13 protein-coding genes are annotated in these 15564 nt (G+C 71.2%); 5 read left to right on the top strand and 8 right to left on the bottom strand.

Annotated elements, in window-relative coordinates:
- Positions 1-35 precede the first annotated feature (35 nt).
- On the top strand, positions 36-176 hold the full coding sequence (locus tag Dvina_RS24035; RefSeq protein WP_223104717.1) for a hypothetical protein: 141 nt from the start codon (positions 36-38) through the stop codon (positions 174-176).
- 51 nt (positions 177-227) lie between these two features.
- Positions 228-899: a hypothetical protein gene (locus Dvina_RS24030; RefSeq protein ID WP_223104716.1), complete on the top strand. Its 672-nt coding sequence runs from the start codon at positions 228-230 to the stop codon at positions 897-899.
- Positions 900-942: 43 nt separating this feature from the next.
- On the opposite strand, the gene Dvina_RS24025 is transcribed toward Dvina_RS24030, so the two are convergent.
- Positions 943-1422: an RICIN domain-containing protein gene (locus Dvina_RS24025; protein ID WP_223104715.1), complete on the bottom strand. Its 480-nt coding sequence runs from the start codon at positions 1420-1422 to the stop codon at positions 943-945.
- 436 nt (positions 1423-1858) lie between these two features.
- Here Dvina_RS24025 and xynC point away from each other — a divergent pair, with 436 nt between their 5' ends.
- Positions 1859-3589, top strand: a complete 1731-nt coding sequence (xynC, locus tag Dvina_RS24020) for a glucuronoarabinoxylan endo-1,4-beta-xylanase XynC (RefSeq protein ID WP_246656400.1) — start codon at positions 1859-1861, stop codon at positions 3587-3589.
- 135 nt (positions 3590-3724) lie between these two features.
- Here the strand turns inward: xynC and Dvina_RS24015 are convergent, their stop codons facing one another.
- Complete coding sequence (locus tag Dvina_RS24015) at positions 3725-5083, bottom strand: extracellular catalytic domain type 1 short-chain-length polyhydroxyalkanoate depolymerase (RefSeq protein WP_380029772.1); 1359 nt, start codon at positions 5081-5083, stop codon at positions 3725-3727.
- Positions 5084-5100: 17 nt separating this feature from the next.
- Complete coding sequence (locus tag Dvina_RS24010; RefSeq protein ID WP_223104714.1) at positions 5101-6210, bottom strand: cellulose binding domain-containing protein; 1110 nt, start codon at positions 6208-6210, stop codon at positions 5101-5103.
- Positions 6211-6544: 334 nt separating this feature from the next.
- Here Dvina_RS24010 and cpt point away from each other — a divergent pair, with 334 nt between their 5' ends.
- The gene (cpt, locus tag Dvina_RS24005) at positions 6545-7084 is read left to right on the top strand and encodes a chloramphenicol phosphotransferase CPT (protein ID WP_223104713.1); all 540 of its coding nucleotides are present in this window, start codon (positions 6545-6547) and stop codon (positions 7082-7084) included.
- Positions 7085-7322: 238 nt separating this feature from the next.
- On the opposite strand, the gene Dvina_RS24000 is transcribed toward cpt, so the two are convergent.
- Both Dvina_RS24000 and Dvina_RS23995 read right to left on the bottom strand, forming a co-directional pair.
- Positions 7323-9233: a hypothetical protein gene (locus Dvina_RS24000; RefSeq protein WP_223104712.1), complete on the bottom strand. Its 1911-nt coding sequence runs from the start codon at positions 9231-9233 to the stop codon at positions 7323-7325.
- 240 nt (positions 9234-9473) lie between these two features.
- Positions 9474-10217 carry an enoyl-CoA hydratase-related protein gene (locus Dvina_RS23995; RefSeq protein ID WP_246656399.1) on the bottom strand — a complete coding sequence of 248 codons (744 nt, stop codon included), beginning with the start codon at positions 10215-10217 and terminating at the stop codon, positions 9474-9476.
- Between the two features lie 55 nt (positions 10218-10272).
- On the opposite strand from Dvina_RS23995, the gene Dvina_RS23990 reads away from it, so the two are divergent.
- Positions 10273-10578: a GntR family transcriptional regulator gene (locus Dvina_RS23990; RefSeq protein ID WP_223104710.1), complete on the top strand. Its 306-nt coding sequence runs from the start codon at positions 10273-10275 to the stop codon at positions 10576-10578.
- Here the strand turns inward: Dvina_RS23990 and Dvina_RS23985 are convergent, their stop codons facing one another.
- The 3 genes from Dvina_RS23985 to Dvina_RS23975 form a co-directional block, all read right to left on the bottom strand.
- On the bottom strand, positions 10579-13020 hold the full coding sequence (locus Dvina_RS23985) for a glycoside hydrolase family 48 protein (protein WP_223104709.1): 2442 nt from the start codon (positions 13018-13020) through the stop codon (positions 10579-10581).
- A 235-nt stretch (positions 13021-13255) separates the two neighbouring features.
- A complete protein-coding gene (locus Dvina_RS23980) occupies positions 13256-14659 on the bottom strand; it encodes an MFS transporter (RefSeq protein ID WP_246656398.1) in 1404 nt (467 codons plus the stop codon).
- A gap of 237 nt (positions 14660-14896) precedes the next feature.
- Positions 14897-15538: an NADPH-dependent F420 reductase gene (locus tag Dvina_RS23975; protein WP_223104707.1), complete on the bottom strand. Its 642-nt coding sequence runs from the start codon at positions 15536-15538 to the stop codon at positions 14897-14899.
- Between the last annotated feature and the right edge of the window lie 26 nt (positions 15539-15564).

Here is a 15564-nt window from a genome sequence, read left to right as displayed (position 1 = left end):
ACACCGTCCCGGCGCGCGACACCGGCAGCCTGACAGTGAACTACCAGCGCACCGACACGCAGGCGTGGAAGGTCCCGGCCCAATTCACGGCCCTGTTCGCCGCGGCCTTGCTGCTGGGCATCGCCCTGAGCGCCGGGCTCCTGCTCCGGCTGCGCCAAGCGCGCCGGCGGCGGTGAGCCTCGATCGCCGGCGGCCCGGCTGCGCCCGGCACCGTAGGATGCCGTGCCGTGCACTTCTACGCCACGGTCTTCCTCCCGCCGACACCCCCGGCCGGCGTCGCCGCGCGCCTCGCCGCGGCGCTCGCACCGTATGACATGAACGACTACACCCGCGGGCCGTACGACCCGTCGGCGACCTGGGACCGCTGGGCGCCGGCCGGCGACGGCACCGCGTTCCGCCTGCGGCGGCGGGCTCTCGACCGGCTGCTTCCCGGCCGGCGGCGGGTCGCCTACGCCGCGGCGAAGGCGGCGATCGACTTCGACGCCGAGCGCGACCGCGCGGTGCGGCGCGCGGCGGGCGAGTTCGACGCGTGGGCCGAGCTGGCCGCCGCCCACCCGGGCACCCGCCCGCTGTCGGACTTCGACGGCCAGAGCGACTGGCTGGCCCAGCCCGCGATCCAGGCCGTCGCCACGGCCGCCGCCGCCCGCAGCCACCCGTACTTCACGTTCCAGTTCCTGCTCGCCGACCCGGTCGCCACCTTCGCCCGCAGCCGCGACGAGCACTTGGCCCTGGCCGCCGCCCACGCACTGTCCACATACGTCTACGTCACCCTGGCCGGCGACTGGTGCAGCGAGACGACCGACGACCGCGGCGCCGACGAGCACGCGCTGGCCCTGAACGTCTACCTCGACTCGGTCTCCCCCGACACGGTCCTGGCCCGGGTCCGCTGCCACGCCTGACCGCGCCGTCGGGGCGCGACGATGATCCGCTCGTCCGCCCCGTTCACGGCCTGACGAGCGTCACCTGCGTGTTCAGCGCGCTCACGCTCGGGCTCCACAGGCTCACCGGTGCGTTGTCGGTGTGCGCCTGGTTGCCCTCCTGGTGCAGCACCTTGCCGGTCGGGAGCCAGGTCGCGATGTAGTATCGCCCGCCCGGCGCCGCGTTGCGCACGAACCGCTCGTTGTTGTACGCCGCGTTGCACGTCCACTGAATGATCGGCTGCCCGTTGAGATAGATATTGCCGGACACGTTGGCGCACAGCCCCGTCGCCCGGTTGCGGATCAGAAAATAGCCGCCGTCAGAAGCCCAATCCAAATACCAATGGGTGTTGTACGCCCCTGTGCACGCATACTGCGTGAGCTGCACGTTGAGCGGCGTCGCCCCAGCCACGTCCAGACATTTGCCGGAGTGCGCGAACACGATCTCGAACGGCCCGGTGACCGAGGCCGCCGCCGCCGGCTCCGCCAGCACCGGCACGGACACCGCCCACCCGGCCACGATCACGGCAAGCAGTCGACGCATCATCCGACTCCCCCAAGCTCTCAGTTGTCCGCCGCTGTCACATACACCATCCCCGATCGAACCGCGACCATCAAGGCACGCCGGCCACCGCGGCGGCGCGACGGACGCCTGTCGCGCGAAGCCGGCCGAACGCCTGCGCCCCATCCGGGAGGGCGGGGACGGGGCGGGGACGGCGCCGGGGTCGTGCGAGTGCTGTGTCCGGTCCGAGACCCGGCGGTACACAAGCAAAGGCAAGAAATGTGTTATGACTCGGGTATCGAAAAAGTCAGCGCGCGACACATTTGGAACTTTCATTCCTTCACGTCGGCTCCAAAGCATTTCGTAATCGGAAACTTTGACGTTCCCGGATTCCATTCTTACGGTGCGAGATTACAGGCACCGAATCGGAGGATGGAACATGACGCGAGATCGGGAAGAGCCGCCGGCCGGTCGGCGGGCAGTCAGCCGCAGGGCCGTGCTGACGACCATGGGGGCCGTGCCGGTCCTGACGGTTGCGGCGTCGGTGCTCGGGGCCACCGAGGCCGAGGCGGCCACGGCGAACATCAATCCGTCGGCGCCGAAGCAGACGATCCGCGGGTTCGGCGGGATGGCCCACGCGCTGTGGATCGGTGACCTGACGGCGGCCCAGCGGACCACCGCGTTCGGCAACGGGGACGGCCAGTTGGGCTTCTCGGTGCTGCGCATTCCGGTCAACGAGAACCAGTCGGACTGGAGCCGCGACCTGGCCACGGCAAAGCGGGCGGTCGAGCTCGGCGCGACGGTTTTCGCGTCGCCGTGGAATCCGCCGGCGAGCATGACCGAGACGTTCACCCGGGGCAGCCAGACCAACGCGAAGCGGCTCAAGGCGAGCTCCTACGCCGCCTACGCCCAGCACCTCAACGACTTCAACACCTACATGCGCAACAACGGCGTGAACCTGTACGGGATCTCGGTGCAGAACGAGCCCGACTACGCGACCGACTGGACCTGGTGGACGTCGGCCGAAATCGTGAAGTTCCTCAAGGAGAACGCCGGGGTCATCGGCACCCGGGTCATCGCGCCGGAGTCGTTCCAGTACGTGAAGTCGATGTCGGACCCGATTCTCAACGACGCCGCCGCGCTGGCGAACGTCGACATCATCGGTGCGCACCTCTACGGCACGTCGTACTCGAACTTCCCGTACCCGCTGTTCAAGCAGAAGGGTGCGGGCAAAGAGCTCTGGATGACCGAGGTCTACTACCCCAACAGCTCCGACTCCGGGGACCTGTGGCCGCAGGCGCTCGACGTGGGCGAGCACATCCACCACGCCATGGTCGACGCCGAGTTCCAGACCTACGTGTGGTGGACCATCCGGCGCAGCTACGGCCCGATGCGCGAGGACGGCCAGATCAGCAAGCGCGGTGCCATCATGGCCCAGTTCGCGCGGTTCGTGCGGCCCGGCTACACGCGCATCGACGCGACGGCGAACCCGGCGACGAACGTGTTCGTCTCGGCGTACCGGGGTGGCAGCACCGTCGTCATCGTCGCCGTCAACAAGAACACGTCGGCGGTGACGCAGCAGTTCACCCTGGCCGGCACGAGCGCGTCCGGGCCGGTGCAGTACTGGCTCACCGACGGCACCCGCAACGTGGCCCAGCAGAGCGCGCTCACCATGTCGAACGGCTCGCTGAGCGTCTCGCTGCCCGCCCGCAGCGCCGTCACGCTCGTGGCCAACGTGGGCACCACCTCGTCACCGAGCCCGTCGGTGCCGATCTCCGCATCCGCGTCGGCCTCCGCATCCGCCTCGGCGTCGGCGTCGCTCAGCCCCACGCCGAGCAGCACCGGCGGCGGCTCGGGGCCGCGGGTGACGTACACGATGAGCACCTGGAACAACGGGTTCACCGCCGCGATCACCATCACGAACACTGACACCGCCGCCATCAACGGCTGGACGCTCGCCTTCACGCTGCCGTCCGGCCAGACGATCACCTCCGCCTGGAACGCCACGATCTCGCCGTCGAGCGGCGCGGTGAGCGCCCGCAACGTCGGCTACAACGGCACGATCCCGGCCGGCGGCAGCGTGGACCTCGGGTTCCAAGCCACCCACACCGGCAACACCGCCGAGCCGTCCGCGTTCACCCTGAACGGCATCCCCTGCACCGTGGCCTGACCCCGACCGGAACGGCGCCGGCCCCCTCCATCGCGAGGGGGCCGGCGCACGTCTCGGGTTGGCGGCGTTCGACGAGCGGGCCTCAGCTCGCCGCAGCGGATCTCCTGGCCGCGGCAAGCTGAGGCCCGTGTCACCTCATGCGGTGGTGCAGGCGGCGCCGTTGAGGGTGAACGCGGACGGCTTGCCGGCGTTGCCCGTGTGGGTGGCTTGGAACCCGATGTCCGTCGAGGCGCCCGGGGCCAGGACCGCGTTGTAGCCGGCGTCGGTGGCGGTGACCTGGCCACTGGCCGGGCTGTAGGTGGCGTTCCAGCCGCCGGTGATGGTCTGCCCACCGGGGAGCGTGAACACCAGCGACCAGTGTGAGATCGCCGCCGAGCCCGTGTTGGTGATGGTGATGGAGCTGGTCAGGCCGTTGTTCCAGGCGCTGATGACGTCGGTGACCCGGCAGGCCGCTGACCCGCCCGACGACGGCGGCGGGGACGAGGCCGGCGGGGACGACACCGGCGGCGACGAGGCCGGCGGCGAGGAGGGCGGCGTGGACGAGGGCGGCGGGCTGCCCGCGCCGTCGAGGCCGAGGAACGCGATGGCGTACGCGAGCTGCCCCGACATCGGCAACTGGTGCCCAACCCCGGCGATACTCACACCCTCGACCGTCGCCTGCGTCCCCGTGTTCCCGTACCGCGTCCGCGTCCAACTCGACTGCGGATGATCAGTGAACGCCGGCGTCTGGCTCAACCCGTTCAAATTCGTCCACTGCTTGATCTCCTCACCGAAGTTCGGATACGCCAGCGTCGTATCAGTCGTCCCATGCCACAACTGCATCCGCGGATACCGCCCCGAGTACCCCGGATACATCGCCCGGGCCTGATCACCCCACTGCTGCGCCGACTTGCTCACATTGCCACCCGAACACTGACTGTTCCACAACGACCCGTCCGACGTCGCGAAACACCCCGCCGGCACACCCGAGAACGCCGACGCCGCACTGAACACATCCGGATACTCCGCAGCCAGCACATTCGTCATCATCGCCCCCGACGAAAACCCCGACACCACGATCCGCGACGCATCGATACTCGGATACTGCGACCGGGCATAGCTCACCATCGACATGATGCCCGTCGAATCACTACCCCCGTTACGCCTCAACGCCGCCGGAGTCGACACATCGAAACAACTACCGCTACGAGTCGCCTCCGGCACCACGATGATGTACCCGTACCGATCCGCCGCCGTCACATAGTCATGCCCGTTACCGTTGAAAATCCCACTCGCCGAACCACTGCAGTAGTGCACCAGCACCAGCAGCGCCGGGCGGGGCGCGACACTCGCGGGCACGTAGATGTACATGTTCAGGTTCGTCGGGTTGTTGCCGAACCCGGTCACCCGGGTCAGCCCGGCGGCCAGCGCGGGCGAGCCCGGCAGCAGCAGGGCCGTGAGCCCCGCGGCGAGGGCGACCGCCGCGGCGAGCAGGAGTCGGGAGATACGTCGCACGGATCCGTCCTTCGTGATCAGGCTGCGGTGCAGCGCAGCGCGGGCGAGCCCGGGGTGCCGCCGGAGTTGCCGAGGAAGCCGAACTGGGCGCTCGCACCGGCGCCGAGCGCGCCGTTGTAGCTGACGTTGCGGGCCGTGACCGCGGCGCCGGACGCGGTGATCGTCGCGCTCCACGCCTGGGAGACCGACTCGCCGTTCGCGAACTGCCACGTGACGGTCCACGCCGAGATCGGCGCCGAGCCGGCCGTCACCGTGACCGCGACCTGGAAGCCGCCCTGCCACTGCCCGGTGACCGCGTACGTCGCCGTGCACGCCGCCCCCGCCCCGCCCGATGCGGAAGGCGACGCCGACGCGGAGGCCGAAGCTGACGCCGACGCGGAGGCCGACACGGGCGGTGAGGAGCTCGAGCCTCCGGCGGTGCCGATGCTGCCGGGCACGGATCGCAGCGCGGTGTACCAGGTGGCGGCCATCTTGTCGTAGCCGGCGGCGGTGGGGTGGACGCCGTCGGTGAGGTCGGCGGCGGTCAGCGCGGCGTGCATGTCGACCAGGTGCACGTGCTTGCCGGCGTTGGCCCGGCTCTGCACGATCCCGGGGATCGCGGCGTTGAACGTGCGCGCCGCCGACTCCTGCCCGGCGTTGCCCAGCGGGATGATCGTGGCGACGAACACCTCGGCGCTCGGCGCCGCGGCCGTGATGTGGTCGATGAGCGTCGAGAGCCGCCCCGGCGCACCGGAGACGTTGGAGTTCTGCAGGATGTCGTTCGTACCGATGTGCAGCAGCACCGTGTGCGGGTTGTACGTGCGCAGCCAGCCGGTGATGTTCGCGTCGATCTGGTCGATGCGCCAGCCGGGATGCCCCTCGTGGTCGTGGTCGCCCAGGCTCGACGGGCCGTTGTACTGCGAGCCGACGAAGTCGACCCGGTAGCCCCCGGCGTTCACGCGCTGCCACAGGCCGATCCGGTAGCCGCCCGGCACCTGGGTGCCTTCGGTGATCGAGTCACCCAGCGGCATGACCCGCACGCCCCCGTTCGACTCGGCGCCGGCGGGCCCGATCGTCAGGGTCGTGGCGGCCACCGCGAGCGCGGCGGCCAGCCCCAATCCGGTCGCCAGTCGGTGCAGAGGCTTCATGGGTCCTCCAGAAAGCGAAGCTGTGAGCGCTGACCGCGCGGCGCCGACGGTGTCAGAAATGCAATGGCAATTCAAGGTGACAGCTTCAATTACCATCGACCACGAGCAATAGGCGATGTAACTTTCCCGAGCCGGGAATGGCGACTTCCCAGACCGGCGGCCCATAACACTTTCTGCATTCTTTTAGCGTTGCGCGCCATTGCGGTGCCACCGGGTCGGCTCCTGGGGGCGCGCATCGCGGCGATACTTCGACCGCGCGGGTCGGCTGCCGGAGCGCCGCGCGGCCGCGCGCCAGGAGCGTTCGACCGCGAGGCCGGCGACTACGCTCGGCGGCGTGGCTGTCCAGGTGATCGTGCTCAACGGCGGGTCCAGCTCCGGCAAGTCGGGAATCGTCAGATGCCTGCAGGCCGTGCTGCCGGTGCCGTGGCTCGCCTTCGGGGTCGACCGGCTGATCGAGGCCATGCCTGTCGCCACGGCGTCGGGCGAGGGCGGGGTCGCGATCGGCGCCGACGGCAGCGTCCGCGTCGGGCCCGCGTTCGACAGACTCCAGTCGGCGTGGATGGCGGGGGTCGCCGCGACCGCGCGGGCCGGGGCCGGCGTCATCATCGACGACGTCTTCCTCGGCGGGGCCCTGACGCAGAGGAACTGGGCCGCGGTCCTCGACGGGCTCGGCGTGCTCTGGGTCGGCGTCCGGTGCGACGCCGAGGTCGCCGCGGCGCGGGAGGTCGCCCGGGGTGACCGGGCCGCGGGCATGGCGAGGTCTCAGGCCGAACTGGTGCACCGCGGCGTCCGCTACGACCTCGAGGTGGACACCACGCACCGCGAGGCCCTGGACTGCGCCCGGGCCATCGCCGCCCGGGCCGCCGCCGACTGAGCCCGCCGGGATCGGCACCGGCGAGGCGTCGAGCTCGTGACCGTCGCCGGCGGGCACGCCCGCTCGCCCACGACCGGGGACCGGCATCGAGGAGCGGTGAGCCGGTCCGGCGGCCGGTCGGCTTGGCGGTGACGGTGGCGGCCGGGCAGCAGACCATGATCACGATGCGGTTGGACGACGGTCGGCGCTGAGGACGGCTCGCGCCGGGCCGCGGACGGCGACCCGGCGCGAGCCCGGTTTACGGCTTGACCTGGCTGATCCGGGTGCCCCAGTTCGCCAGCGCGGTGCGGGTGCCGCCGCAGCTGCCGAAGGGCGTGGCCTCGTACTGGGCGAGGGTGCAGGTCTGGCCGATGTACTCGCTGGCCATCCAGATGTTCGAGCCGTCGACGGCGGTCGCGCCGTAGTCGCCCCAGCGGGGACGCGGCGGGTCACCGGAGACGGCCTTGTAGCCGCTGAAGCCGTCCTGCGGGCCGAGGCCGGCCTTGGCCAGGTAGATCGCGCCGGCGCCGGTGCGGCCGTCGAAGGCCGAGTACGCCGCCGACGGGAAGTAGCCGTCGCCGACCAGGGTGAACGCCATGACGCCCCGACCGGCCGCGTTGACGCCGATGGCCGGGTACGTCAGGTTGTTGCCGGCCAGGCCGAGCTGGCCCTGGGCGGTCAGGTCGGCCCGCAGCGAGGTGCCGCGCAGCGACGGCCGGACGATGTACCAGCCGATACCCGCCTTCGACGCGCCGCCGACGGTCACCGCCGTGTCCAGCGCGCCGTAGAGCCGGCCGCCGGTGTAGGTCACCTGCTGCATGCGGGTGTCGTTGCTGTCCAGCGGCGAGAGCGCCTCGGGCTTGAACGGGTCGGGCGCGCCCAGCAGGAACGTGGCGCACGGGTCGTCGTTGAGGCATTCGCGCAGCGGTGCGGGCCCGGCCTTCTGGTTGGCGGCCGGCGGCAGGGAGTACCGCTGCACGCCCACCCGGGTGTTGCTCAGGCCCAGGCGGGGCGCGGGACTGTCGAGGGATCTGGTGTTGGTGAGCGCCCAGGTGACGATGCTTGTCGAGACGTAGTCCTGGGTGCCGGTGGCCTCCTCGGCGGCGTTGGAGGACAGGAAGTACTCCGTGCCGCCGGCCGAACGCTCGTAGTCCGACGTGACGGGCGACTGGGCCGGCCAGACCGTGAAGCCGTTCAGCCCGCGGTCGGCGCCCGGCGTGTCGAGCTGCGTGACGAGCACGTCGGCGTCGCCGCGCGCGAGGGCCCGCTTGGAGAAGGCGTAGATCTGTGCGCTGTTGTACTCGGTGCCGAAGAACGAGTACTCGTTCGTGGTGACGTAGAAGCCGTTGGCGTCGACGCCGATGTGCGGGTAGTCGCCGATGCACGGGCAGTTCGGGTGGACCGGGGTGCCGTTGGTGCCGTCGTCGGTGACGTCGAGCCGGTAGATGTTCCAGGTCCCGGTCGGGTCGGCGGCCACCGCGATGTCGAGGTGGTTGTCGCCGGTCAGGTCGCCGTCAGGCGTCTGCTCGAGCGTGAGCACCACCAGGAAGAACCGGTGCGTGGCCGGGTCGAACAGGCACGTCGGGTCGGTGAGGTTCGGCCCGAAGACACCAGTCGCGCGGTCGAGCACCGGCGGGTAGCCGAAGAACGTGTTCAGGTCGACGACGCCCGTCTGGCCGGTGCCGTCCGCGTTGTACACCTGGAAGGCGTCGTTGACCGCCTCCACGATGTGGCCGTTGCCGACGCACAGCGCCTGGTCGGGCGGCTCGAGGGTGAACTGGTTGCCGTTGTTGGCGGTGCGCTGGGCCCGATGGTTGAGCCCGTCGAACCCGCCGAGCAGCTGCGGCCCGTTGCGGATGACGCCACCGGCCACGGCGGGCCCGGCGGGGCCGGCCGCCCGGGCCGGGGCGAGGCTGCGGTGGGCACCGGACGGGCCCCTCCCGGAGCGGCTGAAGTCGTTGGCGTCCGGGCCGGCCTGCTTCGGGATCTCCAGCGAGATGGAGGCCGGCTCGCCGCTGCCGGTGCCGGTCACCTTGTACGAGCCGGTGCCGACCTTCTGCACGTGCCTGGTGCTGGACGCCGGTGCGGCCGATGCGCTGCCGGGCAGGGTGAGTGAGCCGAGGACGGTGGCCAGCGCCGCCGCCGCGACCACACTCCGTCGTGTGGACATGGGTCTCCGTTCGTCAGCGGAATGGAGGATGCCGACGACCCACCGCGTCCCGAACAATGCCGATCGAGATCCACGTTCCGCGATGGGCCTACGCCAGTCTCAACCCGAATCCGCCGGATGCAAACCCGAACAGCGAAACCCGTCACTTTCATGACCACAAATACGCTATGCCCTCATTCCGAATGCGCGCCGCGCAATCGAACACCGACACGTTGTAGTGTACGGAATCGAGCCTGTCGCTCACGGCGCGAACCGCGGGGCGCGGCCCTCGGCCTGGGCGGTGACGGCCTCCACGAAGTCCGGCCCGGCCAGGGACTCGGCCATGAGTGCGCCCGCCTCGGCCGCCGCGTCGGCCAGACCGGTCTCCCAGCCCGACCACAGCTGCCGCCGGATCACCGCAAGTGAGGCCGGCGAGCAGTGTTCGGCCAGGTCGGCGGCGTAGGCTTGGGCCGCCGCCAGGACCTGCTCGCGCGGGAGGACGCGCTGGACGAGCCCGATCCGCAGCGCCTCGGCGGCGTCAATCTTGCGGCCGGACAGCAGCAGGTCCATGGCGTGGCCGGCGCCGACGAGCCGGGGCAGCAGCCAGGCACTGCCGTATTCGGCGATCAGGCCGAGCCGGCTGAACGCGGTGGCCAGGCGGGCCTCGGCGGCCAGGAAGCGCACGTCGGCGTAGAGGGCGTGGACCAGGCCGAGCCCGGCCGCCCCGCCGTTGACCGCGGCGATGATCGGCGTGGTCAGGGTGGCCGGCAGGTGCGCGGCGTAGCCGAGCTCGTGCACCAGCTGGTCGCGGTGGCGCGGGTCGAGCAGCGCCGGCAGCGACTCCGGGTCGGCGCCGGTGCAGAACCAGTCGCCGGTGCCGGTGACGACGATCGCCCGGACCCCGGGGTCCTCGTCGGCGGCCAGCAGCGCCGCGTAGTAGTCGCGGAACATGTCCAGGTTCATGGCGTTGCGCCGGTCCGGGCGCTCGAAGCGGATCGTCCGCACGCCGCCGCTGTCCGCTGTGGTGATATGTGACATTCGAGACCCTCTGAGGACGGCGATGACGGGTGCCCTGTCGCGGCCGCCCCTGTCCGAGACGGCCGCGGCGCTGCCGCGCGACCGGCTCATGTCCGGGCCGGCGCGCGCGGGCGAGCGGACCCGGCTCGAACAGGCCGCGGAGGACACCGGGCTGAGCATCACCCCGGTGCGCGACCTCCCGCTGATGCTACGGGCCGAGGCCGTGGTGGACCGGCAGCCGCGCCGCGGGCACGTCCGCCGCCCTGACCGTCGATGCCCGTCGCGGGGTCGTGGACGCGGACCGGCCCGGTCGCGTGGCGCTGCGACCGGGCCGGAGGGTGTGACGTGATCAGCTGGCCGACGCGGTGAGCGTCGGGACGGCGTTGGTGCCGGAGTACGTGCCCTGGAAGCCGAAGCTCGTCGACCCGCCGGGCGGGATGGTGCCGTTGTAGTTCAGGTTCACGGCCGTGACGGCGCGGCCCGAGGAGGTGAGGCCGGCGTTCCAGCTGCTGCTGATCTGCTGGTTGCCACCCCACGTCCAGTTCACGCGCCAGCCGGTGATCGGCGTGGACCCGTTGTTCTTGATCGTGACCGAGGCGACGAACCCGGCGCCCCAGTCGCTCTCGATCTTGTAGGTGGCCGTCACCCCGCTGCCGCCGCCGCTCGGGCTGGGCGACGTGGACCTCGACGGCGAGACCGACGCCGACGCCGACACGGACGCGGACGCCGAGGCCGACGCCGACGCCGAGGCGCTCGCCGACACCGACGGGCTGGTGGTGGTGCCGCCGAGGAACAGCTCCGAGTACAGCGCCAGCGCCATGGCGACGTCGGCCTGCGCCCAGAAGCGGTGGTACGTGAACACCGGCGCGGCACCGCCGTTGAGGTACGCCTGCACCTTCGGGAAGTCCGGGTCCTTCTTCAGGAAGGACCGGATCGACAGGAAGGTCGAGCCGGGGGCGATGGTGTCGCCGTTGGGCATCTTGCCGCTCCAGCCCGGCGGCACGTAGACCGTGTCGTTGAAGCGGCTGTAGTCGGCCCGGGTCTCCGGGATGCCGATGCCCTTGGTGTCCGTGTGCAGCGCCAGGGCGTCGAGCAGGCTCTTGCCCAGCGACTGCGCGGCGGTGTTGCCGGTGCCGGCCGCGTAGTAGAGCAGGGTCTTGATGAGCGCGGCGGTCACGCCCACGTCCTGACCGGAGTCGGTGACGGTGACGTGCAGGTTGGTGTTGGCGCCCGGGCTCGACGCGTTCCACGTGTCCGGGGCGCCGGTCCAGCTCAGCGTCGACGGGATCGAGAAGGTGCCGCCGGTGCCGACGGTGACCTTGCTCGAGGCCCAGGTGACCCACTTGTCCAGGACCGCCTTCACCCGGCTGTCCTTGGTCAGGTAGTAGTACTCGGCCCAGCGCTCCATGCCCCACACCTGCATGCCGAACCAGTTGTTGCTCGGCGGGTCGTGGTAGACCGGCTCCCAGTCGTAGGCCATGCCGTAGAACGTGGGGGTGCCGGCCGGCGGCTGGGCGTACTGGCCGTTCCAGCTGTTCGTCGCGCCGCCGGCGATGGCGCCCTCGGACGACTGCAGCCAGCGCAGGAACTCGATCTGGCGGGTGAGGCTCGTCGCCCAGTCGGAGCGGCCGGTGGCCGACTTCGGGGCCATCGCGCTGACGGTCGACAGCGCCCACGCGGCCACCGGGTTCTGGTAGCCGTGGTGGGCCGCACCGTCACCGATGCGCCACGCCCAGCCGCCGCCGGCGACGGCGCCGCCCCACGCGTAGTACCAGCCGAGCAGGTAGTGCTGCGAGCTCCGGCCGCTGCCGGCCGGGCAGCTGCTCGGGCTGGTGCAGTTGCCGATCTGCTTGAAGTACTTGTCGAACGTGCCGTAGCGCAGGTAGTCGCCCATCTTCGCGGCCTTGGCGACCGAGGCGGAGACGGCGCTCGCCTTGCCCTGCGCGGACGCCCACCGGTACGCCCAGTAGGCGGCCTGGATCGCCCGCGCGTCGGCGTCCGGGGCGTTGGTGTACTTGTACTGCTTGGCGTAGCTCTGGTCCTTGACGAACAGGTCCAGGTAGCCGTTCGGGCCGCCGTACTTGAACAGGTCGGTGCACGGCTGCGGGATCGTCTCGAACACCGACTCCTGGGCGCCGCGCTGGTAGGAGTTGATGTAGCCGGGGCCGGGGGCGGTCGGGCCGTTCTCGGCGCCGGTGCCGGCCGTGTTGCCGTAGCCGTAGACGTTGTCCACGTCGAGCAGCCAGTGCATGCCGTAGACATCGGCGGTGCCGTAGGCGGACTGCAGCTCGGCCGCGATCGGGTCGGCGCCGACGGGCACCGAGCTGTCCAGCGGGCTGGGGTAGCCGCTGGTCTCCGGGAACTCCGGCGCGTAGGTCGCGGGCTTGCTCGAGTTGTACGACCCGTTCGACGGCTGGTCGACGCTCGTCGGGATGATGTACTTCTCGGCCGCGGCCCAGGTGTTGTTGAACGGGGCCCAGTCGCCGGTCACCCGGCCGTACACGGCCTCCAGCCACATCCAGTAGCTGAACGCCTCGGACGTGGTCTGGTGACCGTGGTCCGGCGCCTCGACCATGAGGGTCTCGACCGAGTGGTAGGGCACGCCCTGCGGGCTGAAGTACCCGTTGGCCGAGCTCTTGATCTTGTTGTACAGGTCGAGGAACTGCTGCGCATAGGGGTCGACGGCAGCGGTGGTCGCGGCCGACGCCTCCAGCATCTTCGATCCGACTGCGAGCGCGGCGACCGTGCCGCCGGCGGCGGCGACGAACTTCCTGCGGGACAGGCGGGACATGAAGCCTCCTGTGTGGATGTGCGGACCCGCGGGGGCGGGGTGAATCAGGGGTGTCGATGGGAGCGTTCCCAACCATTCGGTTTGCGTCCATTCGCTGTCAATCCACGAGCCCCAGCCACGCTGTCAACAGGGCTTATTCCTTGAAAATTACGAACCGGCCCGCGAACCCCGTGACCACCCGTTTTCGAAAACACCACAGACAGGGGCGAGCGGCGGCGCCCGGACCGGGGTGCGGTCACCGGCTCCCGTCCGCGGCCGGCCCGGCGCCGCGGGCGCGCAGGAAGGCCCACAGGGACAGCGCCGCGGCGAGCGCCGTGACGCCGAACCCGCCGATGCGCACGGCGTTCTCGAACTGCTCCGTCTGGGCGGCGCTCCAATGGCCGGCGGCGATGCTGCCGGTGAAGCGTGCGGCCAGCACGGTACCGACGCCCGCGATGCCGATGCCGGTCGTGATCTGCGAGGCCGTGTCGATGAGCGCGGCGCCGACAGTGGTCCGCTCGGCGGGCAGGCCGCGCATCACGTTCGTCACGGCGACGACGCCGACCATGCGCGTGCCGAACGCCACCAGCACCAGGGCGACGGCCACCCAGAGGTAGCCGTAGGTGCCGAGCGCGGCGTAGACGGCGAGCCCGGTGACGACCGACGCCGAGCTGATCCAGGCCGCGGCGCCGAGCCCGGCGCGCTTGACGAACGGCGAGACGACGGCGCCGCCCGCGAGCAGGACGACGACCTGCGGCAGCATGCCGATCGCCGCCCTGGCCGGCGACCAGCCCCAGTCCAGCTGCAGCTGCAGGCTCACCAGGTAGGTAAGCGACGCCGTTCCCAGCCCCTGCGCGGCCTTGTACGCCAGCCCGCCGGCGACCAGGGGCCGGGCGATGAGGCCCGGGTCGAGCAGCGGGTGGGCGGCCCGGCGCTGCCGCACCACGAAGAGCGCCACGGCGATGACCCCGGCGACCGCGGCCACCCAGCCCGCGGCCGAGCGGGCGCCGTCCTCGACGAAGCGCGTGGGCGCGGTCAGCAGGAGCAGGACGGCCGCGGTGCCGAGCACGGCACCGGAGACGTCGATCGGGTCCCGGTGCAGCTCCTGCGGCGCGTCGGCGGCGATGCCGCGCTTGATGCCGGCGAAGGCCAGGGCCGCGATCGGCACGTTGATCAGCAGCAGCACCGGCCACGGCGCGACCCGAAGCACCAGCCCGCCCGCCGTCGGCCCGGCCGCGAGCCCGACCACGCCGACCGTCGTGATGATGTTCAGGGCCCGAACGCGCAGGCCGTCGTCGTCGAACAGCCGGAACGCCAGCGACATGGCGCCGGGCGTGGTCATGGCCGCGGCGACGCCCATGACGACGCGGACGGCGATCAGCTGCTCCGCGGTGGTGACGGCGGCGGTGGCCGCGCTGGCCACGCCGAGCAGCACGAGCCCGGCGAGCATGATCCGGCGCCGGCCGTAGCGGTCCGCGACGGCCCCGAAGACGAGCATGAACCCGCCGAAGACGACGGCGTAGGAGCCCGTCACCCACTGCAGGGCGGTCGTGGAGGCGTGCAGGTCCGCGCCGATCGTCGGCAGCGCGACGCTGAGGATCGAGTTGTCGAGCATCTCGAAGAGGAAGACGGCGGCCAGCCCGGCGATCGCCGGCCACACCTGCCGCAGACTACGTGCAGCCAGTACCTCAGAATTGTGCATCTGCCCACTTCCCGGTCGGGTGAAGTGGCAGAGCATCGGGCTGCTGCGTGTGAGCACCCGGAGCGTGCGACGCCCCGAGGCTTTTCCCTCGGCCTCGACTGTAGCAGGCGTCTTCCCGCACTCGCGATCACGACAGGTGGCCGCCGGGGTGCGCGACGGTTGCCGCCGGGCCGGCCCGGCGGCAACCGCTGCTCGTCAGATGGTGCGCGGGGCCTTGGCGAGGTTGGCCTCCAGCTCGGCCTTGTTCTGCTTGGCCACGTACGCCGGGCGGTCGCGCTCGACGCGCCAGGACTCGCTCAGCGGGCTCACGTCGACGGTGTCGAAGCCGATCCGGTCGTACAGGTCCGTGGCGAACGCGACGGCCTCCGGGTAGTCGGAGGAGACGGCGAGTGCCCGGCGGCCCGGGGTGCCGGACGGGGCGCCTTCGGTGGTGATGTCGGCCGCGGCGATGTGGTTGAACGCCTTGACGACCTTCGACTCGGGCAGGTGGGCCTGCAGCAGGCCGGCCGTGGTCGCCGTGCCGTCCTCCAGCTCGGGGAAGCGGCCGTCGCGCTCCCAGTAGTAGTTGTTGGTGTCGAGCACGATCTTGCCGGCCAGCGGTGCGACCGGGACGTCGCGGTACTTGCCGAACGGGACCGTCACGACCACGACGTCGCCCGCGGCGCCCGCCTCCTCGGCCGTCGCCGCCCGGGCGGACGGGCCCAGGTCCGCGACCAGGTCGGCAAGCGTCTCCGGTCCGCGCGAGTTCGCGATCACCACGTCGTGCCCGAGGGCTATCACCGCCCGGGCGACCTGACTTCCGATCTTCCCGGCCCCGATGATCCCAAATGTCGTCATGATCAACGTAACCCGCCCGCGACCAC

Source organism: Dactylosporangium vinaceum, from assembly GCF_019904175.1.
Taxonomy (GTDB): Bacteria; Actinomycetota; Actinomycetes; order Mycobacteriales; family Micromonosporaceae; genus Dactylosporangium; species Dactylosporangium vinaceum.
This window is presented reverse-complemented; position numbering and strand designations above follow the sequence as displayed.

Coding starts and splice junctions, on each gene's coding strand:
- Dvina_RS24000 (WP_223104712.1), bottom strand. CDS start 9,233: ATGTCCACACGACGGAGTGTGGTCGCGGCGGCGGCGCTGGCCACCGTC.
- xynC (WP_246656400.1), top strand. CDS start 1,859: ATGACGCGAGATCGGGAAGAGCCGCCGGCCGGTCGGCGGGCAGTCAGC.
- Dvina_RS24010 (WP_223104714.1), bottom strand. CDS start 6,210: ATGAAGCCTCTGCACCGACTGGCGACCGGATTGGGGCTGGCCGCCGCG.
- Dvina_RS23990 (WP_223104710.1), top strand. CDS start 10,273: ATGACGGGTGCCCTGTCGCGGCCGCCCCTGTCCGAGACGGCCGCGGCG.
- Dvina_RS23985 (WP_223104709.1), bottom strand. CDS start 13,020: ATGTCCCGCCTGTCCCGCAGGAAGTTCGTCGCCGCCGCCGGCGGCACG.
- Dvina_RS23975 (WP_223104707.1), bottom strand. CDS start 15,538: ATGACGACATTTGGGATCATCGGGGCCGGGAAGATCGGAAGTCAGGTC.